Origin of the sequence: Lysinibacillus sp. ZYM-1 (assembly GCF_001308875.1) — a bacterium.
GTDB lineage: Bacteria > Bacillota > Bacilli > Bacillales_A > Planococcaceae > Lysinibacillus.
The window spans coordinates 102,468-125,949 of sequence record NZ_KQ465113.1 but is presented as its reverse complement, the minus strand read 5'-3'; the positions used below and the strand labels follow the sequence as shown (position 1 = coordinate 125,949).

The following is a 23,482-nucleotide window of genomic DNA, read 5'->3' as shown; positions in this document are numbered from 1 at the left end:
AAATTTACGATTAATTATAATCGCGAAATAGACACAGAGTTTGTAAGTTTGATTGATGCATATAATACAAATTTTCTCTTTGAATAAAGAAAATAGTGAAATAATCCAAACTAGAGATTTTTTATTATCTTTATTAAATGATTAATCAAGTTATTAATAAACCATTTATTTAAAATTAAATTATTAGTCAGTCAAACTAGCATTTAGTAAATCAATTTTCATGTTCAAACCACCCACACCTCCAGCAACACCCAGGACGGCAGAGCTGTATACTTAATTTGATTTTAGACTATTGATACTTAAGTAAGAATAAGAATGCTGATATCAGTATGGGACTTGCCATTATTAAACGATTGAATCGATTCATCATAAAGGTCGGCAAAGGACCACTTTCATTTCCACTTTGCCTATTGCATCCCCGAAAGAATAACTACATCCAAATTATAGTAACAACCCCACAATGTAACGGCCCCATATGTAAAACTTTCTCACATATGACGCCGTAACATTTTTTATTTGTTCATACTCCGTTCATATTGTTGTCATAGGGAGTACATCTTCATTTTATAAGCTATCCTAAACGGTTTAAGAAAGTGACCGGAATACTCAGATGTGAGTGAAGATGCGAAGTTGATAACGAAAAGGAGGAGTGGCACGAGACCAAAGTAGAAAACGGCTTCACTTGCCGTTCTAAACCTTCGTGCAAACAGAATGAAAAAAACGATAATCATTATAAGTAAAATCATAGCAGGTTTAGTTATCGCCATATTACTTTTTTTAGCGATTGTTTTCCTAGTCAATATTGTCTATAGCAAAATGGAGCAAGGGAAAATAGAAACGTATGGTCAGTCTGTAACAGTAGATGGGAAAAATATGAATGTCTTTATTCAAGGGGAAGGCGAGGAAACTGTCGTGCTTCTACCTGGCTATGGAACACCGGCACCAGGACTTGATTTTCAACCATTAGTAGATGAATTGTCTCCATTTTACAAGGTTGTTGTCGTTGAGCCATTTGGTTATGGGTTAAGTGATTTTACTGAGAAGGAACGGAGTACAGAGAATATTGTTAGTGAAGTGCATGAAGCTTTACAGCAGCTTCATATTGAGCGGTATATTCTAATGGGTCACTCAATTTCGGGTCTTTATGGACTGGATTATGTGAATACATATTCAAATGAAGTGAGTGCATTTGTTGGGCTCGATAGCAGTGTCCCGTCGATCAGTGAGAAAAAGATTGGTTCTTCCATCATCAGAACTATTAAATTTCTTAAACAATCGGGTTTAGCTAGATTGCAAGTGAAGCTAGGTGATGACCCGTACGCCGAACTATCATATGATGAAAAAACAAAGGAACAATTGAGAATGCTTAAGCACAAAAACATGTATAACTCCACTCAGTTAAATGAAGCTGAAGTTATGTATGAAAATTTTAAAGCGGCTGAAAAACTATCATTCCCAAAAAATCTTCCTGTTATTTTCTTTATACAAGCGAATCATCCAGTCACTGATAGATGGGTGCCAGAGCATGAAAAACAGATAAAAGATTCTGTATATGGGCAAGTGATGACATTTGATGGGGATCATTATTTATATCGTACGAAAGCAAAAGAAATCGTTGAAAACTTCAGAGAATTTATGAAAGAGGTAAACTGAATGTACTGAGAAAGGACCTTCATTCAATAACGGTCAGGAAGATGTCCGCCTAAATTTGGAAGGTGAGAACGAGTCAACAACTGAACGTAAAGCCTCAGTGAAGTTAATTTTTATGCATATGTCAAAGTGAACTAAATTTATGCATATGTCAAAGTGAACTAAAACCGCCTTTTAAGACGGTTTTTTCACTTTTTATTGATACTTAAATTATTGCATACTATAAATCAAATATTTTTACAGCAGAACTAGTGCCTATTCTCGATGCACCTGCATCTATCATTAATTTGATATCATCAATGTTACTGACACCGCCTGAAGCTTTTACTCCAACATTTGGTCCAACTGCTTGTCTCATTATCGCAACATCTTCAACAGTTGCTCCGTGCAGAGAAAAACCTGTGGAGGTTTTAAGATAATCGGCGCCCGCTTTTACAGATATTTCGCATGCACGTACTTTTTCTTCATTTGTTAATAGACATGCTTCTATAATCACTTTTACAAGCGCTTTTTCTTTTGCAGCGTTTACAATCATTGAAATTTCTTTTTCGACTAGCATATTGTTTTTGTTATTTTTTAATTCTGCAATATTCATTACGACATCTATTTCTGTAGCCCCGTTACCAATTGCATTTATAGTCTCAAAGACTTTCGTTTCGGTCGTGTTTGCACCTAAAGGAAAGCCTATTACTGTGCATACATTCACATCCGATTTACGTAATAGTTCTGCAGATAAGCTTACCCATGCAGGATTCACGCATACAGATGCGAAGCCATATTGGATTGCTTCTTGGCATAATTGAATGATTTCCTTTTCGGTCGTATTAGGTGAAAGTAATGTGTGGTCTACTAGTTTTGCATAGTCCATAAATATATCATCTCCGGCTTCAAGATATGTTTCTGAAAATAGGTGATATGACATTGTCACTTTTTAAAACTTGAAAGCTATGTTTCTATTCTAAATAGCTCTGTGAGGAAATTAAGTTACCCACATGTCTAATAATAAAGGGTTTATCATTTTTATGACCATCCAGTTTACTTGTTTTTTAACCATCCATTAACAAATAATTCTAAGTTAAAAAGTACATAGGCAAAAAAAGACCGAAACCAATAGGAGTATAGGGTTTCGGTCCTTTCGTATTTTTAGATAGTGTATTAGTTAAAAAACTTCAGATTCCAATTATTAAACATGGTCAATATATTTCAAACATTTAGCTAGCAACTGGGTACGATTCGTTACTTGAAATTTTCGATAGAGGTTTTGAAGATGTTTTTTGATTGTATTTTCACTGACGATTAATTGCTGAGCAATCTCCACATTTTTCATGCCTTTGGAAACAAAATTCAAAACTTCTTTTTCTCGTGCTGTCATTTCAAACCGTATAGAAGGCTGTGAATATAAATGTAAGGCGTATATATTTTCTATATTTCTTTTTAAATACACTAACATTAAAATATCCTTTTCATTAAATAACTTTTCGCCAATTTTTCTTAAAAAGCCGATTACAGCTACATGTTTATCGTCTATTTTCAAATACATCGCCATTTCATCTTCATAACAATTTTCTCTCAAAAATACTTCTTTATAATGCGTTTGTTTTTGTAGGCACATGGCTTTATTGTTATTTAGCAACTGAATGGCATGTTGTGTATCTATATTTTGAGGATGTAGTGGATCAAAATTTTTATAAAGGTGTAAATATTCATTAATCGTATGAACCTCGATATTAAAAAGTACAGGTGCATTTAATTCGTTATTGGCCATTTCCCAAAATAACATATGATGATAACCGAGATGTTGATTTAACGTATGCAGTAGTTCATGTTTAAAACGCTCATTACTCTGTTTCACATTCATATTGGAAATATGATAACTAGCTTTAAGAATTTTTTCTACATCACTTCCATAAAACATGAAAACACCTCATTTCTCTATTAAGCACTTATATTCTACTCTGAGAACAATTATCCTTTTGGGTAATATAAAAATATGAGAATATTCAGTACATTATAGTTGTAAGATAATTCTACATGAGGTGATGATATGAATTTACAAGAGTATGCTTCATATGACGCAATTGGGTTAGCAGAACTAGTAAAATCAAAAGAGGTAACACCACAAGAGCTCAAGAAGCTAGCGTTAGAAGGAATAGAAAAAGTAAACCCATCTCTTAATGCGGTAGTCAGTGTATTAGAAGAGCAAGCTGACAAAGCGATTGAGAAAGTTGATAAAAATGCCCCGTTTGCAGGTGTTCCATTTTTAATTAAAGAGCTTGTATTACATGCAGAAGGTGTCCCGCATAGTATGGGGAGCCGTATAGGCGAAAATACGGTTATACCAGTTGATAGTGAATTAATGACGCGTTTTAGAAAAGCTGGTTTAATTTTGGCAGGGACTACGACCACACCTGAGTTTGGTTATAATGCAGCGACTGAAGCAGTTATTTATGGTGCCACACGTAATCCGTGGAACTTAAATCATAGTCCAGGTGGTTCGAGTGGTGGATCAGCAGCAGCTGTGGCAAGTGGTATTGTACCAATTGCTCATGCAAATGATGGGGGTGGCTCTATTCGTATTCCCGCATCTTGCAGTGGGTTAGTTGGATTAAAGCCAACAAGGGGAAGAGTTCCTACTGGTCCATTTAATAGCGAGCCTTTAAATGGTATTGCGATTGAATTTGCGGTTACCCGGACAATTCGCGATACAGCCGTTTTACTGGATCAAGTAGCAGGACCTGATTTAGGGAGTTATTCAAAATTAGAAGTAACACATGCACCGTATGGACAACTAATTAATGAAAAAGTACGTCCTTTAAAAATCGCATGGACAACGGAAGCAAATTCTGGCGCATTTGTAGACCCGGAATGCATTGAGGCTGTTCATAAAACAGTTCATGTTTTAAAGGACCTAGGGCACGAAGTAGTGGAAGCGCGTCCGAAATATGAACAAGCGACATTTACAAAGGCGACGGTCGATATATGGACAGCCAATATTTATAAAATGATTAAGGGTGCCGCAGAAGGGACTGGAAAAGCAGTTTCCCCAGACAATATTGAAGCGGCCATTTGGAAATGCTATGAATATGGCGGTAATTTAAAAGCATCTGAATTATTGGAAGCAATAAATATAAATGCACTTGTTTCGCGTCAAGTAGCAGGCTTCTTTGAAGATTACGACATTTTATTGAGCCCAACAATCGGCACACTTCCTGCTAAAATTGGCGAATTAAATGCGAATAATCCTAATATTTCAGCTGTTGAATGGACGGAGCAAATTTTCACATATGCGCCGTTTACAAATTTATTCAATGCTACTGGTCAGCCTTCATTATCCTTGCCGTTAGCAGAAAGTAAATCAGGCTTACCCATTGGTCTACAAATGACAGGTAAATTTGCAGATGAATTGACATTATTACAACTTGGTAGACAGTTAGAAGAAGCGATCCCTTGGAAAGATCGTAAGCCACCAGTACATGTGAGCGAAGCACAGCCTCAGCCAGTAGTATAATTTAGTATGAACGCACCCAGTCATTCCATAAGATAGACTTGGTGCGTTTTCTTTTAATGGTGACTATACAAGATTTGTCATTTACCTAGTACACTTCTTCAAAAACAGGTCTTCACCCCAACCCAAGATTCATATACATAAAATAAAAGCTAATAGGAGTAGTGATTATTGGACAAACAACGTCACAGGTACAGATGGATTGTATTTGTTGCTGTATTGTTTACTTATTTGTTAATGGCAAGTCAACGAACCGCTCCAGGGTTAATTACAGACCAATTGATGACGGATTTTGGTGTGACGGCATCGACGATCGGGCTATTAACGAGTATCCAATTTTTTGTGTACACAAGTTTGCAAATTCCGATGGGGATTTTAGCTGATCGGTTTGGGCCGAACTTTTTTCTTATCATTGGTGCCACACTTACGGGGCTAGGGACAATTCTTTATAGTCTAGGTACACATGAATTCGTCCTATTTTTTTCTAGAATACTTACGGGAGTAGGAGATGCGACCATATGGGTGAATATGGTGCTCATTTTGGCGCAATGGTTTCAGAAAAAGGAGTTTGTTCGTTTAATTGGCTTTGTTGGTATGACAGGGAGTCTGGGCTTCTTATTGGCGACAGTTCCTTTTGCCACTTTGATCCTTTTATTTGGTTGGAGAATTTCTTTTTTTTCAACAGGACTCTTATTATGTTTATGTGGTGTGCTTCTTTATTTTGTGCTTGTTAAAAATACGAAACGTATCTTTCCAGCTAAACCGGTAGTTGAAGCTGAGGTGATACAACGTGAAAAAACGGCCGTTTTATTACGGAGAATATTTTCGAATCGACAAGCTTGGGCTTTATTTTTTTGTCATTTTGGGGTTGTCGGGGGCTATGTTGGCTTTATTAGTTCGTGGGCTGTGCCCTATGGAATTAATATGTATGAGATGACACGTTCAGAGGCAAGCCAGCTGATTATGATAGGACTTATTGGGGCGCTTTTAGGAGCTCCTTTAATGAGTTGGATAGCAGGGTGGTTAGGATCGATTAAAAGGCCCTATATTGTTGTTCATATGGCTGTTTTATTGAGCTGGTTTTCATTTCTTTTATGGAAAGGGCATCCGTCAATCTTCTGGCTTATTGTACTATTCTTTTTTATTGGCTTTGGCTATGGCGCAAGTGCTTTGACCTTTGCGGCTGTACGTCAAACTTTCCCTATCACTGAATCTGGCATTGTTTCTGGGTTTGCCAATACAGGAGGCTTTCTAAGTGCTGCATTGCTTCCGATTATTTTCGGCTATATTTTAGATCATTTTCAAGCTGCTACTGGCAATTTAAGTGATGGTTACTATTATGGTTTCATTTCACCAGTCATATTCTCCGTCATCGGTTTGATAGGAGTGCTGTTTTTAAAGGAAAAGCACATGAAAGCAGATCTACAATGACTAGGTGAATCCTAAAAATAATTGTCATGTAAATCTTAATAATCAGATATTATCTATGTCATAACATGATTACATTTCTAAATTAGGGGTATTGAACGGGCGTTAAACGCTTGTTGAATATCCCTTTACTATAGCTTTTTTCCCCTTAATCACACTGAAATTTGTTAAAACTATGCAATATTATTACTTTTATGATTAATTTTACCTGGATGACCATCACCATAAATGCTAAACTGGGTAGGAATCTTAAAATTCAGAATTAAAGGGAGAAAACTAGGAAATGAGTAAATTTAAAAAAGTTATATCTATACTAAGTATGGTGGCCTTAATACTGGCAACAGGGATTTTCTTTACGCAAACCCCTGCAAATGCACAAGAGGAAGATAAAGATATTCATATTACACTCCTCGCTACATCCGATATTCATGGCCGTTCTATGCCTTGGGATTATGCGGTGGATGGCCCAAATCTCACAGGAAGTTTAACGCAATTATATACAATTATCAAAGATATTCGTAACGATAATCCAAATACAATCTTGTTGGAAAATGGAGATTTAATACAGGATAATTCTGCAGAACTATTCAATGATCAGCCACAATCACCAATGATGGTTGCTGCTAATGAAATGGGCTATGAGGCTTGGACATATGGAAACCATGAGTTCAACTTCGGTTTAGATATCCTTGATAAAGTTTCTAGCCAATTTAATGGTACAAGACTAGCTGGTAATGTTTATAAAGAAAATGGAGAGCGTTATTTACCTGCATATACAATTATTGAACGTGAAGGGGTAAAAATCGGCGTTATCGGGATGGTAACGCCACTGATTACAGAGTATGAAAAGGGCACGGATCATCTAGATGGATTAGTTGTCAAAAATCCAATTGAAGAGACTAAAAAAGCCGTCAAAGAATTAGAGGGTAAAGTAGATGTCATGATTGGCCTCATGCATATGGGTCTGGAAAATGAAAATGGTATTCCAGGGACTGGCGTAAAGGAGATGGCTAATGCCATTCCAGAGCTAACAGCTATTTTTGCAGGTCATAATCATGTTTTGATTAATAAAGAAGATGTGAATGGCGTTTTTATAACAGAGCCTAATAAATATGGAACACATATTTCACGAATTGATTTAACATTTACTCGCCAAGGCGAACAATTAGTGCTAAAAGAAAAAGATGCTTCGGCTATTCCGGTAAAGAACGAAGATGGCACATTTGTTGAATCTGATAAAGAACTAGAAGAAATATTGAAGCCATACCATGAGTTTGCCCGTGAAGATGCTAATATCGAAGTGGCACAGCTGAAAGGAACAAATCTTGTCCCGAAAAATGAAATTAAGGGAATTCCTACAGTACACATCCAAGAAACGCCTTTATCAGACTTCTTCCATGAGGTAATGCTGCATTATAGTAAGGCTGATGTAGTAGCGCATCAGATTGATAATGACAAAGCTTCTTTGGATATAGGTCCTATTAAGAAAAAGGATATTGCCTATAATTATCAATTTGCTGGCGGAGAAGTATCTGTTTATGAAGTAACAGGAAAAGATTTAAAAGATTATATGGAATGGGCTGTTGGCTATTTTAATAGCTCACGAGATGGAGATGTAACGATTAGTTTTGATAAAACAAGACGTTCATCGAAATATAGTACAAATGACTATTTTGGTCATGTAAAGTATGATATTGATTTAACTGAGCAGCCAGGCAACAGAATCAAAAATCTTCGCAAATTGGATGGAACGCCAATTAAAATGGAAGATCATTTAAAGCTTGGTATGAACGCATATAGAATGGATTTTCTCGTATCAAAAGGTCAGGCGCTTGAAGGGCGTAAGTTCAATATGACTTGGTCCTCTAAAGATGAAAGTGCTTATGGGGAAACAGGTGGGACAATTCGTAATCTAGCAATTCGATACCTGAAAGAAGAGATGAACGGTGTTTATGAGCCAGTAATCCAAAATAACTGGAAAATTATCGGTGTCGATACAAAATCACCAACTCGTGCTGCTGTTGTGGAATTAATCAACAAAGACATTTTAGCAATTCCTACTACGGAAGATGGAAAATATACAAATATTGCATCTATTAATGTCAAGGATGCCATAACAAAAGAAGAAATAGCAGAGCTAGCAGCAAAAGCCAACGTTAAAGAAAGCCAATTTAATGGAGTAAAAACGACAGGTGAATTTTATCAAAAGCTAGTAAAGGCAATCAATAACTCTAAAGCTGAGCAAGATAAAGAAACAGATAAGCCAGTAGAAAAACCAGCAAATCCAGGCAAACCAGCACCAGATAAATCAAAGCCTCCTGTCACTAAACCACAACCAACTAAAGGCATTGTGACAGCACATCACTTAAATGTTCGTTCGAAACCATCGAACGTAGGAAAAGTATATGGCACAATTTCAAAAAATACTGAAATAACGATTTTAGGGGAAGAACAAGGCTGGTACAAAATTTCTTATAAAGAGAAAACGGGTTATGTTTATAGCAGTTATGTAAAAGTTAAAAAGTAAATAATGAAAAAGGGCTGAAGAGAGGTAGTTTTATAGCTACTGTCTTCAGCCTTTATTATAGGGTGATTTTAATGATTTGCGTAGGACTAAAAAATAATGTCAATCTTTTGGGTTATCGGTATTTGGTAATCAAATTTAGTATTGAAGTGAAGTCGTATGAATCTTCAATAGAGATCAGCTCACCCCATCTTGCAAATATGGTGTGATAATTTCTAATAATCGTTGCTCAATTTTTGACCATTCTTCATTTAGATTAACAGTATAGGCAGAAATGGTATGGTTCATAATTTGATAGGATACATTGATATGTTTCTCAACCATTGGATAAATTAAAATACCTGATTTCTTACCAGTAAATCTACTATTCATTACATAAGCGAAGAGCTGATATAAGTTAACACTATGTAGACGCTCTTCACCGAATTGAGTTTTGGTTAAAGTTTCTTGATAAAATTTGGCATCCATTATTACTTGATTTTTATTATCTTCAATTACTATGTCTGTATGCATTTTAGGTAGATATGGTAATGCATTTTTACTTTCGCTCCCACTTAATTGCCAATCAATAATAGGACGATGGACTTTATAAGTAGGTAAATGCTTTTGATAAAATCTCAATAAAAATTTTTCAAATAAGGCATGTAACTGCATATCATTTAAAAATGTTTGAAAAGTTATACTCCCATCGTGTTCTTGTGTAATCTTCCTTTCATATAGGAGCTGGGCAATATGAATTAAAATAGAGTAATGCAGGTTATGTCGTTTAAGTTTAATTTGGTCAAAACTGTTTTTTTGCCAATTAAGTAGTTGAATATGCTGTAAATAAGGGCGTAAGCGTATTAAACGATTTAAAATTTCAGGTGAAAGTGTTGGTATTTTCATAAATTCGTATAGTGTTGTTTTAACAAGCTGATTTATAACAATATCATCTGTTAACTCATCATACTGACACATAAATTTTTTATGCTGCATAGTTCGTTCTTTTATAGAATCTGCCATTAATAATTTACCTTTTAATAACTGCTCAGGTTGTCGAATTTCAATATATTCCTTTACTAAGCCACGCTTAATTAGGAGAGATAAATGAAATTCGAAGAGCGATGCTAGTAAATTTTCTATTCGATTAAAGGATTCAGATTCGAGCTTCTTTTGTTGCATGGAAAGTGGCATATCCCAAACATAGGCTAACATATAATATAAGTTTTTTATTGGAATTTTTCGACTTACTGATTCAGTCATTTATAAGGAGCTCCTTAACAGCCTTTTGTGCCATGTCTATTTGATCAAACCAATATTCTTTTAACAAAGGCTCAATTTCATATTCAATAATTTCCTGGAACCATTCCTCGCTGTTGTCGTAGTGACAAAAATAACTATGGCCAATGCAAAAACCATCACCTAATTGGGGATCAGCCTTTACTTTCTTATTTAACTCTTGGAATTTAGAAATAATATGGTCAACTAATTGATCATCCACTTTTTGGTTTAGTAAATGTTGTTTAAACGATTGGAGATGAAATGCAGGTTTTACATGATAAAAGGCGAAGCGGCGACGTAATGCATAATCAAGCATCGCTAAACTACGGTCAGCTGTATTCATCATACCTATAATAAAAACATTATCTGGGACTGAAAATGGTGTTTCTCCATAAACTAATTGCAGTGATTCTCCTCGTTTATCTGTTTCAATAAGCATCATGAGCTCACCAAAAATTTTGCTTAAATTTCCACGATTGATTTCATCGATAATAAAAATATATCTATGTTGTGGATCTGCTGCAGCTTTTTGGCAAAAGCGTATAAAAGGACCCTCTACTAATTCAAAGCCTTCATCAGAAGGACGATAACCTTGTATAAAATCTTCATAGGAGTAGCTTTGATGGAATTGTACCATTTCAATATTGTCTATAGCTTTCTTGCCTATTAACAAATAGGCCAATCGTTTAGCCATAAATGTTTTTCCTACGCCTGGAGCACCTTGTAAAATTACATTTTTTTTTCGCTCTAATAGTCGAACTAGTTTACTAGCTTCTAGTTTATTTAGAAATACTTCACGTAAAAAATCGTCAGTTGTATATTCATCTTCTGTAAGGGGTGTCACATTGATTGAATGACTAGTAACAGTAGCGTTAATGTCAAACTTGGAACTATATTTAGGATCACTTAAAAAACGGTTAAAGTCTTGGGATTGATTGTCAAACGTGAACTGTAAGAGACTTTCATAAATCCAGTCCTTGTCCGCTTCAATTTTTTGAATGGTATTCCAAAGTGAAAAAATATACCATTCTCGTACATGGTTAAATTGTTGCCACTCCACATCTATTGTTTTGCCATCGAGATAATTTTTGGTTACTGTACCAATTGCTTTTATTCCAAGAACGGATACAACTTTCCCGTTGTTATTGAATGGTAAATTATTTTTTCTTGTGTATGTAGATTTTATGGCAATCAAGTCTCCCACTTTCACTTCATTGACAATATCTAAATATTTATCATCATAGCCATTCATCCAGTAACCATTTTCAATAAAATCATCAACCAAATCTTGTCCGGCATGCTGTGCGCCCACAAACCAGGCATATTTAATTTTTTTCATATATATAACCACCTTTGGGAAAATTTATTTCATTATAATACATTTTAAGAGTATTTAGATTATTTAAATGAGATGAGTAAGGGAATTTTACTGCTACTTAATGATTAACTTATTAATTTAAAGTGAGAAGAGTGTTAGAGGATTTAATCAATATAGGTAATGAGAAGAAGTAGAGCGACAATGATAGCCATATAAAAGACACATATGATGAATGTTCTTTACCAGTACACTGTTTAGAAGTGGAGAGTATAATTGTTCTATTAAGTGCTAATATGGTGCTGAGCTACACAATCGTCCGTAAAATAACTTTAAAAGTATTCATGTTAAAATAATGATAATATGTATTAAAAAATATTGGAGGCAACTATGGCAGAAATTAAATTTGAAATGATCGAACATATCGGCGTCCTTTCAGAATCAGCAAAGGGCTGGAAAAAGGAGCTCAATCTTATTAGCTGGAACGGTAATGCTCCAAAATACGACATTCGCGAGTGGGCACCAAACCACGAAAAAATGGGTAAGGGTATAACGCTTTCAGCGGATGAGTTACAAGGTTTAAAAGAGTTGTTGAAATAGATATGAACATAAAAAAGGGAACTGCTATTAAGACAGTTCCCTCTAAAAATTTGCTAATAAAAATAAAATCCCACGCTATCCCATATAAACACTTGCACAAGTATCTGGGGCTGGTTCATAGAAACAATGGTTTTTGAATTGCCCAGTAAACGGTTGGCCGTACCATGTTGGGGGACATGGCGCATATGGATTGAAGTACCAAAGTGCGTATTTGGCTGGGTGTTGACGCCAGAAGTCTAAGTTCTGTTTGGCTAATCTTTTTTCCGTTTCTCTTGCTCGTTGGTAAAACATATTGCCTTTTTGAACGGCTTCAAACGAATAGTTTCCTCCTTGTACCTGGTAAATGACTTGCTCAATGGTTCTAACATCGTTGAAGTCTAAACAAGATGCAACAGCTCGATTGACAATTACATTGCCTACGTATAACATTCCTTGCTGACCTTCACCTTCAGCTTCAGCTCTCATCATCCTTGCCATTAAGGCAACGTCTGCATCGCGGTATTTTACTCTTGGTATGTTTACCACCTCCACCATATAGTATGAAAATGAACGAGGCTAATTTCACCTTATCTTGAAAATTGCCTGTTTTTCTATTTACAAATAAAGAAAAATGCCATCCATGCTGCAATAAAAATCAGCAAGATGGCGTATTTCCATTAGAAATTCTTTTTGAAGTATGGTGTTTTTTTCAGCACAACACAAACTGGAATGGCGATGATTAAGCCAACAATGTTTTGAATAATGTCTCCAGGAATGGATGCTAATGGTGCGATCCAGCTATTAAACATGATTGCTTGCCCGACATAGTAAATGGCAATCATCACAGGCATTGATACGATGGCTCCTAAAATGTTCAATCCGATATTGTCACCTTTATGTCCTTTTGACCAGGCGATTTTACCAACGATATAGCCTTGTAATGCGCGTGAAATAATTGTAGTTGGAGCCCAAATTAACCAGCCCCCTACGATATCGAATAAGCCCATCCCGATTGCTCCAGCAAGCGCCCCTTTTTTAGGTCCGAATAAAACGGCAGAGATGAAAAGCATAGATGTCCCTAAATGAATAAGACCACCTTGACCAAATGGTAGCTTTAGATTAATAAACATTGTAGCAACGAAAACAAGTGCTGCTAAAATGGCTGTAATCACTAAATCAAATGTTTTCGTGCGTGGTCTTGTATAGGATGATCGTTGTATATTTTGCATCTTTTATCTTCCTCACTATGATGAATATTTTGATGATTTTTACTTTAGCAAAGGACTGACTGTTGTAAAAGTGCCAATTTCATAAAAAAGTTAGGGGTCAGATTGATGATATTTTCGCATCTACCTAATTGTGATACGATGAGATGAGTACAAGCAGGATGAGTTAGGTGGAATGAATGATGAAAAAAGTGGCTGTAATTCAGGATATGTCGTCCTTTGGGAAGTGCTCTTTAACGGCTGCAATGCCTGTATTAGCTGTAATGGGCGTGCAGGCGGTACCATTGCCAACTGCTATTTTAACGGCGCAAACAGGGTATTCAAGCTTTTATTGTGAGGATTTAACGTCAAAGATGGACTATTTTGTGGATGAGTGGAGCAAGCTTGGGGCGACCTTTGATGGTATTCATACAGGATTTGTTACAGGTAAAGATCAAATCGATAATATTTTTCGATTTTTAGAGGTGTTTCACACAAACGATACAGCCTTATTGGTCGATCCGGTGATGGGCGATCATGGTGAGGTATATAAAATGTATACAGGTGACTTGCTTGATCGGATGAGAGAGCTAGTGCAGTGTGCTGACATTATTACACCAAATGTGACGGAATGTTGTTTACTAACAGGTTTGTCGTATGAGAAGTTACAAAGCTATCAACATGAAATAAATTATATGCAGGCACTTGAGGAAGCTGGCCTTCAATTACAACAGGCAACTGGCGCAAATGTGATTATTACCGGTATGAACCCACCTGCAGATGCGGGCAAGCGCTATGTCGGGAATATGTATATCGATGCGAGTCGCTCGTTTCATAGTATCCGTGACTATAATGGTGAGAGCTACTCGGGCACGGGTGATTTATTTGCATCCATTATTATGGGCGGCATGATGCGTGGGCAAGATTTAGTAGAGTCAATGAAGCTAGCAGAAACGTTTTTAGCCGCTGCCATTGAAGCGACATCCAAGGAGCAAGTTCCTCGCGAGGCAGGTGTCCATTTTGAAAAGTTTTTACGCATGCTACTTTAGAAAAGAATCTTTAGCGATCTAAAAACATTGTAACAACATCAAGTACAACAAATGTCATTCACCTTGGCCGATAAATAGGAAAAGTATTAGGAGGAGAAGGGATGGAAATTAGGTTATTAACAGCAAAAGATGCTGAGCTATATCGAACTTTAAGGTTAGAGGGATTACAAACGAATCCTGAGGCATTTGGTTCAAGTTTTGAAGAGGAAAAAGATATGGTGCTTGAGTTGTTTGCAAGTAGACTTGAAGCACAAGGTTCTTATACCTTCGGTGCATTTGATCAAGGTGAATTGCTAGGGGTTGCCACATTGGTGCAAGAAAGCAAAATCAAAATAAAGCATAAAGCGAGTATTTTTGCCGTTTATGTATCGCCAAAAAAGCGAGGGCTGAGCTTAGGTAAACGTTTAATGCTAGAAGTAATAAACCAAGGAAGCAAATTAGCGGATGTTGAGCAGATCAATTTAACAGTAGTGTCTTCGAATGATTCTGCAAAAGGACTTTACACATCATTAGGTTTCCAGGTGTTTGGGACAGAGAAAAGGGCGTTAAAAATTGACCAACAATACTTTGATGAAGATTATATGGTTTTATATGTAAAGCCTTTGAAGTAAGCAATCCTTCAAAGGCTTTCGGCATTTATGGCGAACTCCAATAAAACAATGAAAATAATACAATAAATAAAGTAATCCCCGCAATAACAAGTGCAAGTAAAGAGCTGACAATGCCCATTTTCTTTTTAAGTAACCATATGCTTAGCGCGATAATGATGACTGATAATGGGAGTGTCAGCCAAAATACAAGATTACCCAAGTATTCAATTTGAATGGGGAATAAATCATAAAAGAAATTATAGGAAATGCCTAGCATAAGAAATACCGTCATTACTATATAGGTTGATCCCACTGTATTGTGATTAATCATAATCCCCTCCCATCTAAGACATATTTACTTTTACATTTATTGTATGCAGATGGGCAGTGAAATCTCACGGCAACATTCTTTAAAAGAATGTTGCCGTTTATTTTTTTACTTTAATCTTTATTTTTATTTAATTCTCGCATGATGTTAGCTTCTAAATGGTCAATTTTCTTCTCAAATCGAACTAAGAGATAGACGGTGATGGCAATTGGAAACCCAGAATTACCAATTAGGTTCATCCACATTTGAATAGTTTCGGGTGTTATCATAACATCTTCCTCCTTCACCAAAGTTGTGTCTTACATACCTTAAAGTGATTTCATTTTAAATAAAATCAATATAATTTTGTATTTAGGGAACGTTTGTTCTTGTTTTGGTTTATAATAGATATATGATATTCACTTTATTTAGCAAGCAGACGGATAGATAGGAGTGATGATAATGAATAACGGTAACCACAAGATCGAAGAATTTTTTTGCAGGAATATGGAACAGATAAAAAATCCGATTATCAAAAGTTTTTTGGCTAATGCTAAAAATCTTTATTTGGTTGAAAAAGCAATCTTATATCCAACCGATTGTAATATGAAAATGGTGGATGAAACATTTCAATCCCACTATATAAAAGTTCAAAAAATTAAATATGTCAGTAATTTAATTTATTTCTATAGCTTGGATTTTGATAAAAAAAGGAGAAGATTGCACGACCGTTTCTTATTAATTGTAGACGATGGCCTAACTAGAACTGGCATTGCTAGAAATGACGAAAGGATTGAAGAAGGATTATTAGATACGGTTGAAGATGAACAACTTTTTCAATCTTTACAAAACTTAACGGACAAGCAGCTCCAAATTTTAGAAATGATTTATGTCAAAGACTGTTCGATAAAAACTATTGCTGAAACATTACAAACAACACCTCAAAATATATCCAATCTTCATCGCAAGGCATTGAAAAAACTACATCAGATGCTAAAAAAAGAGGAGGATTAAGTATGGAAAGGGAAAATAACTACAATGAGGAGTCACTACTATTTATCGAGAACTTCTCTCCAAAAATTAAACAATGTCTCCATCAAACAAGCTATCAGGAAAGAGAAGATTTGGAACAGGAGATTAAATTAAAAATTATTGAAAAACTTGCAACGCAGGAATTTATAAATACCCCTAGTTTTTGGGATTTCTTCACATGAGCCTAAAAAAGAGCAATTGTCCTTGATTGTGGACAATTGCTCTCTCTGATCAGCCTTTTAAGAAATCTGGTTTTGCAAAGTTTGGATTTGGGTATGTGTAGAAGCCTTCACCTGTTGCACGACCGAGTTTACCTTTTTCGATGTACTCTGTTTTCAATAGGTTGGCTAGTTTTTTCATGTTTTCATCACCAGTAGCCGTTGCTTTTGCTTCAACAATGTTATAGGCAGTGTTGATGCCAACGATGTCTAAGATGGCGAATGGACCAAGTGGAGCGCCAGTACCAATCATCCATGTTTTATCGATTGTTTCCGGATCAGCCACTTCTTTTACTAATAATGATTCGGCTGCATCTAAGAATGGTACTAGTAATGAATTTAAAATATAGCCAGGTTGTTCTTTATATAATGGTAGTGGTACCATGCCGATTGCTCGTGCAAATTCAACAACCTCATCAAATACTTTCATATCTGTGCCAGGGTGCTTCATAATTTCTGCTGTGTTGTTTTTCCAAATTGTATTCGCAAAGTGTAGCGCTAAAAACTTCTCAGGACGGCCAGTTGCTTCTGCGAATTGGCTTGGCAATAAAGTAGATGAGTTCGTCGCAAAGATTGTTTTTGCAGGAGCTACTTTGCCAAGGTTCGTATAAAATTCTGTTTTAATTTGGACAACTTCAGGGATTGCTTCAATTACAAGATCAGCATTGGCAACAGCTTGTGCTAAGTCACTTTTAAATGTTAGTCGAGCATAGGCAGCATCCACTTCTTCTTGTGTAGCTCCTAAGTCTTGTTGGTAAAGTGGTTTCAATTTTGTGATACGATCCTGTGCATTTTTCAACGCCTCGTCATTAATGTCGTAAATCGTTACTTGGAAACCTTTAAAAGCAGATTGATAAGCAATTTGACTTCCTAGGACACCGCTACCTGCGACCGTAATGTTTTGATAATTCATTGAAATTCCTCCTTTGAAATTGTTACATTGAAATAATAGTGTGGATATGTAAAAAATCCTTCGTTACAATTACATACTACTTCTTTCGCTGAATGAAAATCAAATGATAGCCTCTATCATTATAACGATATAAAGTTTTATGTGTTACTCCTCTTCATTTATGTACCGAATATCCAATATAACAAAACCTCTGAAATAAAAAAGAATAGCAACTAGTCTGTCCTTGTTTTACCTTGTTTCTTCTTTAATTTCGATTCAAGTAAAAAATGGAAGTAGTTATATTCTAATGTGATAAAAATAGGTCTTTTATATAATTATTGTATAATTTACATTTTTTAATAGATTTATAAACTATTGATTTAGTACACTGATTCTATGAATCAAAGGAGGAAGAAAAATGAAGAAAATTCTATTAACAAGTGCACTAAGTATTGCATGTTTTACAGGAGGATTTGGTGGGCAGGCACATGCACAGGAAGCGGTAGATGTTGCAAGTATTATGCATCCAAATCAGGCTGTTGCAGCTACTAGTCAATTACAAGGAATGACCTATCAAGATATCTATAAAATGTTATTGCTATCTAAAATAGGCTTTGAAGATAGTGAGGTTACAATTGTTACTACGAATAATAGTATAACAGTAAAAGTTTCATTAGAGGCGATCCTCCAATCCTACACAGATGATACGAACCTTTATCCGGAGGGAGAAAAAGAGTTTAAGGAAAGCTATGAAGAACTAAAGAAGTTATTCGGTAATGCTTTTCAAATTAAAATTACGCAAACTGGCAATACCTTTAAGTGTGAAATCTATACGGCTGGCAAATGGGAAGTTGTTAGTGCGGAAGATTTAAATGGTATGTTACTAGTATTTGCTCGTGCAGATGTGGCGTTAAAACCAGGTGGGTACTTCAAAGATGTAATTGGACATTGGGCTGAAAGCTATATTCAATTGTTATATCAAACAGATATTATTAATGGCACATCTGCCACTACTTTTAATCCAAATGGGCAAGTTACTCGTGGAGAATTGGCAGCTATTATTTTCAGAGCATCAGGCTTAGATGTAAATGAAGATTTTGAAGGACCAGCTACTTATACGGACCTCAATGGTTTCTGGGGTGCAAAGGAAGTAGCTATTTTAGAAGGGTATGGCTTGATTGATATTTTTGATGGAAAAAAATTTGAGCCCAAAAAACCTGTTACACGTGAAGAAATGGCATACGTGACGGCAATGTATTTACAAGCTATGGAAGTGGATGTCTCTCAAGTAAGCAAAAACAACACATTTACAGATAAAAATCAGATGCGCAAGGAAACAGTAGAAGCTATTGGTTTATTGCAGCAGTTTGGCATTTTAAATGGTACGAATGGGAAGTTTAATCCAAAAGGAAATCTTACTCGTGCAGAGGTTTCTAAAATTCTCACACTTACTTTAATGAAATTAAGTGAGGAAGAATAAACATAAAAGGCAATCCACTTGATGATGGTGGATTGCCTTTTTTATCATCTACTCAATTAATCTATGGAAGATATAGCTTAGCATATAGCCCAAAAAGAGAAACATAAAAAATGTTCTAAAGGAGACTGTTCGCACGTGATGCAAAATGAATTCAGAAATGCTGGCTGTGGCAATTAACCCTATTGAAATTCCCATTAGGATGCCTTGTGCCTTTTCTGTTAATGTCCAATATTGACCAACCCAGATAAAAATACTAAAGAAAATGGAAAAAATAAAGAAGTAAAAGAAAACTCTCCATAACCTTTCACCTTGGGAAATGAGTGCGGTAGATAAAGCAAAGCCTTCTGGAACATGATGAAGAATAATGGAGGCTGTGAGAGAAATACTTAATGCTGCATTTCCTAGTAAATTTCCGACAGTGAGACTAATAGGTATTGTGTGGATAATCATGGCAAGGGTCAGTAAAGAGACAGAGGGATTTTGTGCATGAGAAGCATGAAATAAACTGTCTAATAGTTGAAAAATGAAGTAGCCAATAAATATACCAAGTAAAATACCAAATGATTGATAGATTTGAAAGGAAGAGGGGATGATATCTAACACCAGTAAGCCTAACAAAAAACCCCCGCATAATAATGATAACCCCTGAGTAGTATGTTGAAATAGCTTAGAGAAAACCCAGGCAATAGCGCCCCCCATACTCACACTGAAAAATAGAAATCCACCAAGTATCATTGCACTCACCTGTAAAATTCCCCCGCCTCATCATAAACTTAAAGTCATTTTTCCAAATATATGCTAAGTAAAGTTGAATATGCTTGTAGCAGACTTTCTTGAAAGAGGAGAACTCCTTCATAATGTAGGAAAATGGCGAACTTATTAAATTGACTGAATATTAGTTTAATTCTATACTTTTTAATAGTAAGATCATATTCATCGATTTAGCTCATAAGGGAGGAATAGTTGAATGAAGTGGGATGCAAGTTTTGATGTGGTTGTAGTAGGCTCTGGAGCAGCGGGATTGACAGCAGGTTTAACAGCAAAATTACAAGGTTTGAAATCATTAGTGATTGAAAAAACAGATCGTTACGGTGGTGCTTCTGCAATTTCTGGTGGTGCCTTATGGATTCCCAATAATCATGTTATTAAAGGTGCAGGTGTACCAGATACACATGAACTTGCACGCCAATATTTAGATTCTACAATTGGTGATCGTGTGCCAGAAGCTTTAAAGGAAGCTTATATTACGAGAGGACCAGAAATGTTACGTTTTTTATACAATAAAACGAACCATATGCGCTTCCAATATGCGAAAGGCTATTCCGATTATTATCCTGAAAAATTAGGTGGCTTGTCGCAGGGACGTTCCATTGAACCACTTATTTTCGATTTAACGAAAATGGGCTCATTAGCGAATAACATGCGTCGTTCTACTCTATCAACAAAAGGCTTTACGATGAATAGTTACGAGTTTCATAAGGTCAATATGATTACAAGGACGTTAAAAGGAAAAACGACCGCGCTGAAATTAGGGATGCGTTTAGTAAAATCAAAGGTAACAAAGAGCGAGCCAGTAGCGTTAGGTGAGGCATTAGTAGCACGTTTACGATTATCACTTGCCGAAGCAAATGGAGAGCTTTGGTTATCGACGACTTTTAAAGATTTCATTATGGACAATGAAAGAGTGGTAGGGGTTGTGATAGAACGTGATGGACAAGAGCTACGGATAGGTGCAAAGAGGGGCGTTGTACTGTCATCAGGTGGGTTTTCACATAATCAGGCACTGCGTGAAAAATATCTGCCAGCGCCAACTAATGTTGCATGGACTTCTTCTCCTGAGGGGCAAACGGGGGACATCATTGAACCCGGTGTGAAAATTGGTGCTACGCTCGATTTAATGGATAAGGTGTGGGGAGCACCTTCTGTTATTGATCCACAAGGACAACCATTCTTCCTTGTAGCAGATCGGGGCGTTCCCAATATGATTGTTGTAGACAGTGCAGGGCAACGTTTTGTCAATGAAGCGGCACCTTATCATGAGTTTGTAGATACCATGTACAAGCATCAAGCGGCGACAAAGCATGCTGTTCCTTCCTGGATACTTATTGATGCATCTGCTAAAAGCCGTTATATTTTTACGGGGCTGTTCCCGGGACAAGCGTTTCCGAAAAGCTGGTATGATCATGGAATCGTGAAAAGTGCCGAGACGATTGACGAGCTTGCGAGACTAATGGATGTGCTACCTGAAAGCTTAGAGGAGACGGTAAATCGATTTAACACCTTTGCACAGAATGGTCATGATGATGATTTTTATCGGGGCGATAGTGCTTACGATAATTACTACGGGGACCCGACACTACCAAATCCAAATTTAGCAGAATTAAAGAAAGCTCCATTCTATGCATTGCGTCTTTATCCTGGCGATATCGGCACAAAGGGTGGTTTAGTGGTGGATGAATTTGCTCGTGTTATGAAAGAGGATGGCCAACCAATAGAAGGATTGTATGCATCAGGTAATTGCTCAGCGTCTATTATGGGGGAAACATATCCTGGCCCAGGCGCAACCATTGGACCTGGAATGACACTTAGCTATGTGGCGGCTACACATATGGCCAATGCAGTGACAATAGTAGAGGCACCACTTATAAAGGTATAAGGTTGACTAAACCCTCCCTATTTAATTTGAATGAGGAGGGTTTTACGTTGCTTGTTCTAATACTTTTTTGCTAGGAATATAGTGGCTACTAAATGTAGGGTGACGATAACGGAAAAGGGAGCGATTAAGTGCGTTGTTAGCTTACAAAATAATCACTACAATGGAAGCGTTAGAGCCCTATCGAAGTACTTGGTCAGGCATACTTGAACGAGAAATGAATAATAATCCTTTTATTGAATACGAATGGGTAATGACATGGTGGACAACGCTTGGTATACATGACAATGTAGAAATATATGTAGTCGAACATCAAGGTATGGCAGTGGCTTTTTTTCCGTTGGTTCATTCAGTGCGATTTGGTAAGGTCCATCACTTTGGTTTTTTAGGACAAGGATATGCTACTTATATGGAAGTTATAGCAGAGAAGCAATGGCTAGATCGCGCTGTGGATTATATATTGAAGGTATTCACACAAAAATATAAGCGTTATTTGATAGTGCTTCATGGGTTATTAGAAAGTAAAGCTACTTCTCAAGAGCTTGAAAAATATGCGATAGAATACCAGATGCCTTATTCTATATTTCGAACTGTAACGTCATATATAGATTTTCAATCGATTACACTTGAAGATTTTTTGAAACAGCATCGCAAGAAATTTAAAAGTATAAAACGTCTTGAAAAAAAATTAAAATTACTTGGTCGCGTAGACTTTCAGGGCGTTGATGTTAGTCATTTCCATGAAATGTTTACGTTATTTACACGAAGATGGCGCAAGAAAATTGATAAAAGTGGTTTTACAGAAACTCAGACTCGCTTGTTTTATGAACGTTTGGCCAATGCCTCAAATAAGGCATTTAGAGTAGAGGTTGATAGCTTGCAATTTGAAGGGTATTGGATTGGTTTTACGATTGATCTATGCTGTAGAGATCGTAATTTTTGTCAGGCAATGGGACATGAGCCTGATTTCAATAGGTTTGGCCCAGGCCGTTTGATAGAGAAGGAAAATATGTTAAAAGCACATGATTTAGGCTATCGTTACTATGATTTTGGGAGTGGCTATGAGCCGTATAAGTTTGAATGGTATACCCATATTGATTTTACACGAAAATTTGTCATGAGTACGAAAGGTACCACAGAGCGCTTTATTCGATCATGGCTGGTATTACGAGATCGGATAAAAGGTAAATTAACAAACAATCACCAGCTCGTGAAATTGAAGCGGGACAGATTAGGAGAATTGCTTTATTTTTTAAAGCATGCCCGTACAAGAGGATGGTTACGAGCAATAAAAAGAGTTCCTCAACGAATACTAACTTTTCATAGTATAGACATTTATATCGCGGAGCAAAAACAGGCTAAAGGACAAGTGAACTTTCAAGAGTTACAAATGAAGAATATCATGACGATGAATGAGCGAACTAGTTATATATCTCATTTTTATAAGGGATATCGACTCTTTGGAGATGGCAATCAAATCGTATATAGGAGGCACGATCAAGTAGCGTATGAAGAAGAGAGTGGCTATACGTATGACCTATCTGCCAATATGTCATTTATCAGGGAATATGACAGCCAACTACTTAAGGAAATTGTTGTAGATGTGCAGCGTGAAGGGAGAACCGTTTGTACGTTAGTTCCATGGTATGAGGGGCAAAGAAGACGAAAACTCGTGCATGCAGGTTTTCATAAAGTGGCCCAAATTAACATAGTAAAGTTGTTCAATTGGCGAAAAGTATATCAATTATAAACAGCAAACCCTCAGCATTTCCAACTGAGGGTTTGTTATTTAAAA

Annotated in this window: 22 protein-coding genes; 12 read left to right on the top strand and 10 right to left on the bottom strand. The window is 36.4% G+C overall.

Going from position 1 to position 23,482, the window contains the following annotated elements; genetic code table 11:
• Positions 1 to 711 precede the first annotated feature (711 nt).
• Positions 712 to 1,653, top strand: coding sequence for an alpha/beta fold hydrolase (locus AO843_RS08740; protein ID WP_054610734.1), 942 nt, complete (start codon positions 712 to 714; stop codon positions 1,651 to 1,653).
• Between the two features lie 217 nt (positions 1,654 to 1,870).
• Here AO843_RS08740 and deoC read toward each other — a convergent pair whose 3' ends face one another.
• Together deoC and AO843_RS08730 are read right to left on the bottom strand one after the other, a co-directional pair.
• On the bottom strand, positions 1,871 to 2,518 hold the full coding sequence (gene deoC / locus AO843_RS08735; protein WP_054610733.1) for a deoxyribose-phosphate aldolase: 648 nt from the start codon (positions 2,516 to 2,518) through the stop codon (positions 1,871 to 1,873).
• A 315-nt stretch (positions 2,519 to 2,833) separates the two neighbouring features.
• A complete protein-coding gene (locus tag AO843_RS08730) occupies positions 2,834 to 3,565 on the bottom strand; it encodes a helix-turn-helix transcriptional regulator (protein ID WP_054610732.1) in 732 nt (243 codons plus the stop codon).
• 129 nt (positions 3,566 to 3,694) lie between these two features.
• On the opposite strand from AO843_RS08730, the gene AO843_RS08725 reads away from it, so the two are divergent.
• The 3 genes from AO843_RS08725 to AO843_RS08715 all read left to right on the top strand — a co-directional run bounded on the left by AO843_RS08725 (position 3,695) and on the right by AO843_RS08715 (position 9,110).
• Positions 3,695 to 5,158 carry an amidase gene (locus AO843_RS08725; protein WP_054610731.1) on the top strand — a complete coding sequence of 488 codons (1,464 nt, stop codon included), beginning with the start codon at positions 3,695 to 3,697 and terminating at the stop codon, positions 5,156 to 5,158.
• Between the two features lie 168 nt (positions 5,159 to 5,326).
• On the top strand, positions 5,327 to 6,586 hold the full coding sequence (locus tag AO843_RS08720; protein WP_054610730.1) for an MFS transporter: 1,260 nt from the start codon (positions 5,327 to 5,329) through the stop codon (positions 6,584 to 6,586).
• 280 nt (positions 6,587 to 6,866) lie between these two features.
• Positions 6,867 to 9,110, top strand: a complete 2,244-nt coding sequence (locus AO843_RS08715; protein ID WP_054610729.1) for a 5'-nucleotidase C-terminal domain-containing protein — start codon at positions 6,867 to 6,869, stop codon at positions 9,108 to 9,110.
• Positions 9,111 to 9,284: 174 nt separating this feature from the next.
• On the opposite strand, the gene AO843_RS08710 is transcribed toward AO843_RS08715, so the two are convergent.
• Together AO843_RS08710 and AO843_RS08705 are read right to left on the bottom strand one after the other, a co-directional pair.
• On the bottom strand, positions 9,285 to 10,349 hold the full coding sequence (locus AO843_RS08710) for a 5-methylcytosine restriction system specificity protein McrC (RefSeq protein WP_054610728.1): 1,065 nt from the start codon (positions 10,347 to 10,349) through the stop codon (positions 9,285 to 9,287).
• A complete protein-coding gene (locus AO843_RS08705) occupies positions 10,342 to 11,706 on the bottom strand; it encodes an AAA family ATPase (protein WP_054610727.1) in 1,365 nt (454 codons plus the stop codon). The genes AO843_RS08710 and AO843_RS08705 overlap by 8 nt, the downstream gene beginning before the upstream one ends.
• Positions 11,707 to 12,072: 366 nt before the next feature.
• Here AO843_RS08705 and AO843_RS08700 point away from each other — a divergent pair, with 366 nt between their 5' ends.
• The gene (locus AO843_RS08700; RefSeq protein ID WP_054610726.1) at positions 12,073 to 12,282 is read left to right on the top strand and encodes a YdbC family protein; all 210 of its coding nucleotides are present in this window, start codon (positions 12,073 to 12,075) and stop codon (positions 12,280 to 12,282) included.
• Positions 12,283 to 12,357: 75 nt separating this feature from the next.
• Here AO843_RS08700 and AO843_RS08695 read toward each other — a convergent pair whose 3' ends face one another.
• Both AO843_RS08695 and AO843_RS08690 read right to left on the bottom strand, forming a co-directional pair.
• A complete protein-coding gene (locus tag AO843_RS08695; protein WP_054610779.1) occupies positions 12,358 to 12,798 on the bottom strand; it encodes a cell wall hydrolase in 441 nt (146 codons plus the stop codon).
• Between the two features lie 140 nt (positions 12,799 to 12,938).
• Complete coding sequence (locus AO843_RS08690; RefSeq protein ID WP_054610725.1) at positions 12,939 to 13,490, bottom strand: ECF transporter S component; 552 nt, start codon at positions 13,488 to 13,490, stop codon at positions 12,939 to 12,941.
• A gap of 179 nt (positions 13,491 to 13,669) precedes the next feature.
• Here AO843_RS08690 and AO843_RS08685 point away from each other — a divergent pair, with 179 nt between their 5' ends.
• Together AO843_RS08685 and AO843_RS08680 are read left to right on the top strand one after the other, a co-directional pair.
• Complete coding sequence (locus tag AO843_RS08685; RefSeq protein WP_054610724.1) at positions 13,670 to 14,515, top strand: pyridoxamine kinase; 846 nt, start codon at positions 13,670 to 13,672, stop codon at positions 14,513 to 14,515.
• A 101-nt stretch (positions 14,516 to 14,616) separates the two neighbouring features.
• The gene (locus AO843_RS08680) at positions 14,617 to 15,126 is read left to right on the top strand and encodes a GNAT family N-acetyltransferase (RefSeq protein ID WP_054610723.1); all 510 of its coding nucleotides are present in this window, start codon (positions 14,617 to 14,619) and stop codon (positions 15,124 to 15,126) included.
• A 25-nt stretch (positions 15,127 to 15,151) separates the two neighbouring features.
• Here AO843_RS08680 and AO843_RS08675 read toward each other — a convergent pair whose 3' ends face one another.
• Positions 15,152 to 15,436 carry a hypothetical protein gene (locus AO843_RS08675; protein ID WP_054610722.1) on the bottom strand — a complete coding sequence of 95 codons (285 nt, stop codon included), beginning with the start codon at positions 15,434 to 15,436 and terminating at the stop codon, positions 15,152 to 15,154.
• 110 nt (positions 15,437 to 15,546) lie between these two features.
• Complete coding sequence (locus tag AO843_RS23970; RefSeq protein ID WP_082389422.1) at positions 15,547 to 15,702, bottom strand: YvrJ family protein; 156 nt, start codon at positions 15,700 to 15,702, stop codon at positions 15,547 to 15,549.
• 166 nt (positions 15,703 to 15,868) lie between these two features.
• Here AO843_RS23970 and AO843_RS08670 point away from each other — a divergent pair, with 166 nt between their 5' ends.
• Both AO843_RS08670 and AO843_RS08665 read left to right on the top strand, forming a co-directional pair.
• Complete coding sequence (locus tag AO843_RS08670) at positions 15,869 to 16,426, top strand: sigma-70 family RNA polymerase sigma factor (protein WP_197278897.1); 558 nt, start codon at positions 15,869 to 15,871, stop codon at positions 16,424 to 16,426.
• A 2-nt stretch (positions 16,427 to 16,428) separates the two neighbouring features.
• Positions 16,429 to 16,626: a hypothetical protein gene (locus AO843_RS08665; protein ID WP_054610720.1), complete on the top strand. Its 198-nt coding sequence runs from the start codon at positions 16,429 to 16,431 to the stop codon at positions 16,624 to 16,626.
• A 49-nt stretch (positions 16,627 to 16,675) separates the two neighbouring features.
• Here the strand turns inward: AO843_RS08665 and AO843_RS08660 are convergent, their stop codons facing one another.
• A complete protein-coding gene (locus tag AO843_RS08660) occupies positions 16,676 to 17,575 on the bottom strand; it encodes a 3-hydroxyacyl-CoA dehydrogenase (RefSeq protein WP_054610719.1) in 900 nt (299 codons plus the stop codon).
• Positions 17,576 to 17,972: 397 nt separating this feature from the next.
• On the opposite strand from AO843_RS08660, the gene AO843_RS08655 reads away from it, so the two are divergent.
• A complete protein-coding gene (locus AO843_RS08655; RefSeq protein WP_054610718.1) occupies positions 17,973 to 19,034 on the top strand; it encodes an S-layer homology domain-containing protein in 1,062 nt (353 codons plus the stop codon).
• A 48-nt stretch (positions 19,035 to 19,082) separates the two neighbouring features.
• Here the strand turns inward: AO843_RS08655 and AO843_RS08650 are convergent, their stop codons facing one another.
• Positions 19,083 to 19,769 carry a ZIP family metal transporter gene (locus tag AO843_RS08650; protein ID WP_231630107.1) on the bottom strand — a complete coding sequence of 229 codons (687 nt, stop codon included), beginning with the start codon at positions 19,767 to 19,769 and terminating at the stop codon, positions 19,083 to 19,085.
• A gap of 232 nt (positions 19,770 to 20,001) precedes the next feature.
• On the opposite strand from AO843_RS08650, the gene AO843_RS08645 reads away from it, so the two are divergent.
• Positions 20,002 to 21,690, top strand: coding sequence for an FAD-binding protein (locus AO843_RS08645; RefSeq protein WP_054610716.1), 1,689 nt, complete (start codon positions 20,002 to 20,004; stop codon positions 21,688 to 21,690).
• Positions 21,691 to 21,823: 133 nt separating this feature from the next.
• A complete protein-coding gene (locus tag AO843_RS08640; protein WP_054610715.1) occupies positions 21,824 to 23,437 on the top strand; it encodes a GNAT family N-acetyltransferase in 1,614 nt (537 codons plus the stop codon).
• The last annotated feature ends 45 nt before the right edge of the window (positions 23,438 to 23,482 follow it).

Excerpts from the sequence above, each read along its gene's own strand:
- AO843_RS08740 (WP_054610734.1), top strand. The coding sequence starts at position 712 with ATGAAAAAAACGATAATCATTATAAGTAAAATCATAGCAGGTTTAGTT.
- deoC (WP_054610733.1), bottom strand. The coding sequence starts at position 2,518 with ATGGACTATGCAAAACTAGTAGACCACACATTACTTTCACCTAATACG.
- AO843_RS08730 (WP_054610732.1), bottom strand. The coding sequence starts at position 3,565 with ATGTTTTATGGAAGTGATGTAGAAAAAATTCTTAAAGCTAGTTATCAT.
- AO843_RS08725 (WP_054610731.1), top strand. The coding sequence starts at position 3,695 with ATGAATTTACAAGAGTATGCTTCATATGACGCAATTGGGTTAGCAGAA.
- AO843_RS08715 (WP_054610729.1), top strand. The coding sequence starts at position 6,867 with ATGAGTAAATTTAAAAAAGTTATATCTATACTAAGTATGGTGGCCTTA.
- AO843_RS08710 (WP_054610728.1), bottom strand. The coding sequence starts at position 10,349 with ATGACTGAATCAGTAAGTCGAAAAATTCCAATAAAAAACTTATATTAT.
- AO843_RS08705 (WP_054610727.1), bottom strand. The coding sequence starts at position 11,706 with ATGAAAAAAATTAAATATGCCTGGTTTGTGGGCGCACAGCATGCCGGA.
- AO843_RS08700 (WP_054610726.1), top strand. The coding sequence starts at position 12,073 with ATGGCAGAAATTAAATTTGAAATGATCGAACATATCGGCGTCCTTTCA.
- AO843_RS08690 (WP_054610725.1), bottom strand. The coding sequence starts at position 13,490 with ATGCAAAATATACAACGATCATCCTATACAAGACCACGCACGAAAACA.
- AO843_RS08685 (WP_054610724.1), top strand. The coding sequence starts at position 13,670 with ATGAAAAAAGTGGCTGTAATTCAGGATATGTCGTCCTTTGGGAAGTGC.
- AO843_RS08680 (WP_054610723.1), top strand. The coding sequence starts at position 14,617 with ATGGAAATTAGGTTATTAACAGCAAAAGATGCTGAGCTATATCGAACT.
- AO843_RS08675 (WP_054610722.1), bottom strand. The coding sequence starts at position 15,436 with ATGATTAATCACAATACAGTGGGATCAACCTATATAGTAATGACGGTA.
- AO843_RS23970 (WP_082389422.1), bottom strand. The coding sequence starts at position 15,702 with ATGATAACACCCGAAACTATTCAAATGTGGATGAACCTAATTGGTAAT.
- AO843_RS08670 (WP_197278897.1), top strand. The coding sequence starts at position 15,869 with ATGATAATGAATAACGGTAACCACAAGATCGAAGAATTTTTTTGCAGG.
- AO843_RS08665 (WP_054610720.1), top strand. The coding sequence starts at position 16,429 with ATGGAAAGGGAAAATAACTACAATGAGGAGTCACTACTATTTATCGAG.
- AO843_RS08660 (WP_054610719.1), bottom strand. The coding sequence starts at position 17,575 with ATGAATTATCAAAACATTACGGTCGCAGGTAGCGGTGTCCTAGGAAGT.
- AO843_RS08655 (WP_054610718.1), top strand. The coding sequence starts at position 17,973 with ATGAAGAAAATTCTATTAACAAGTGCACTAAGTATTGCATGTTTTACA.
- AO843_RS08650 (WP_231630107.1), bottom strand. The coding sequence starts at position 19,769 with ATGATACTTGGTGGATTTCTATTTTTCAGTGTGAGTATGGGGGGCGCT.
- AO843_RS08645 (WP_054610716.1), top strand. The coding sequence starts at position 20,002 with ATGAAGTGGGATGCAAGTTTTGATGTGGTTGTAGTAGGCTCTGGAGCA.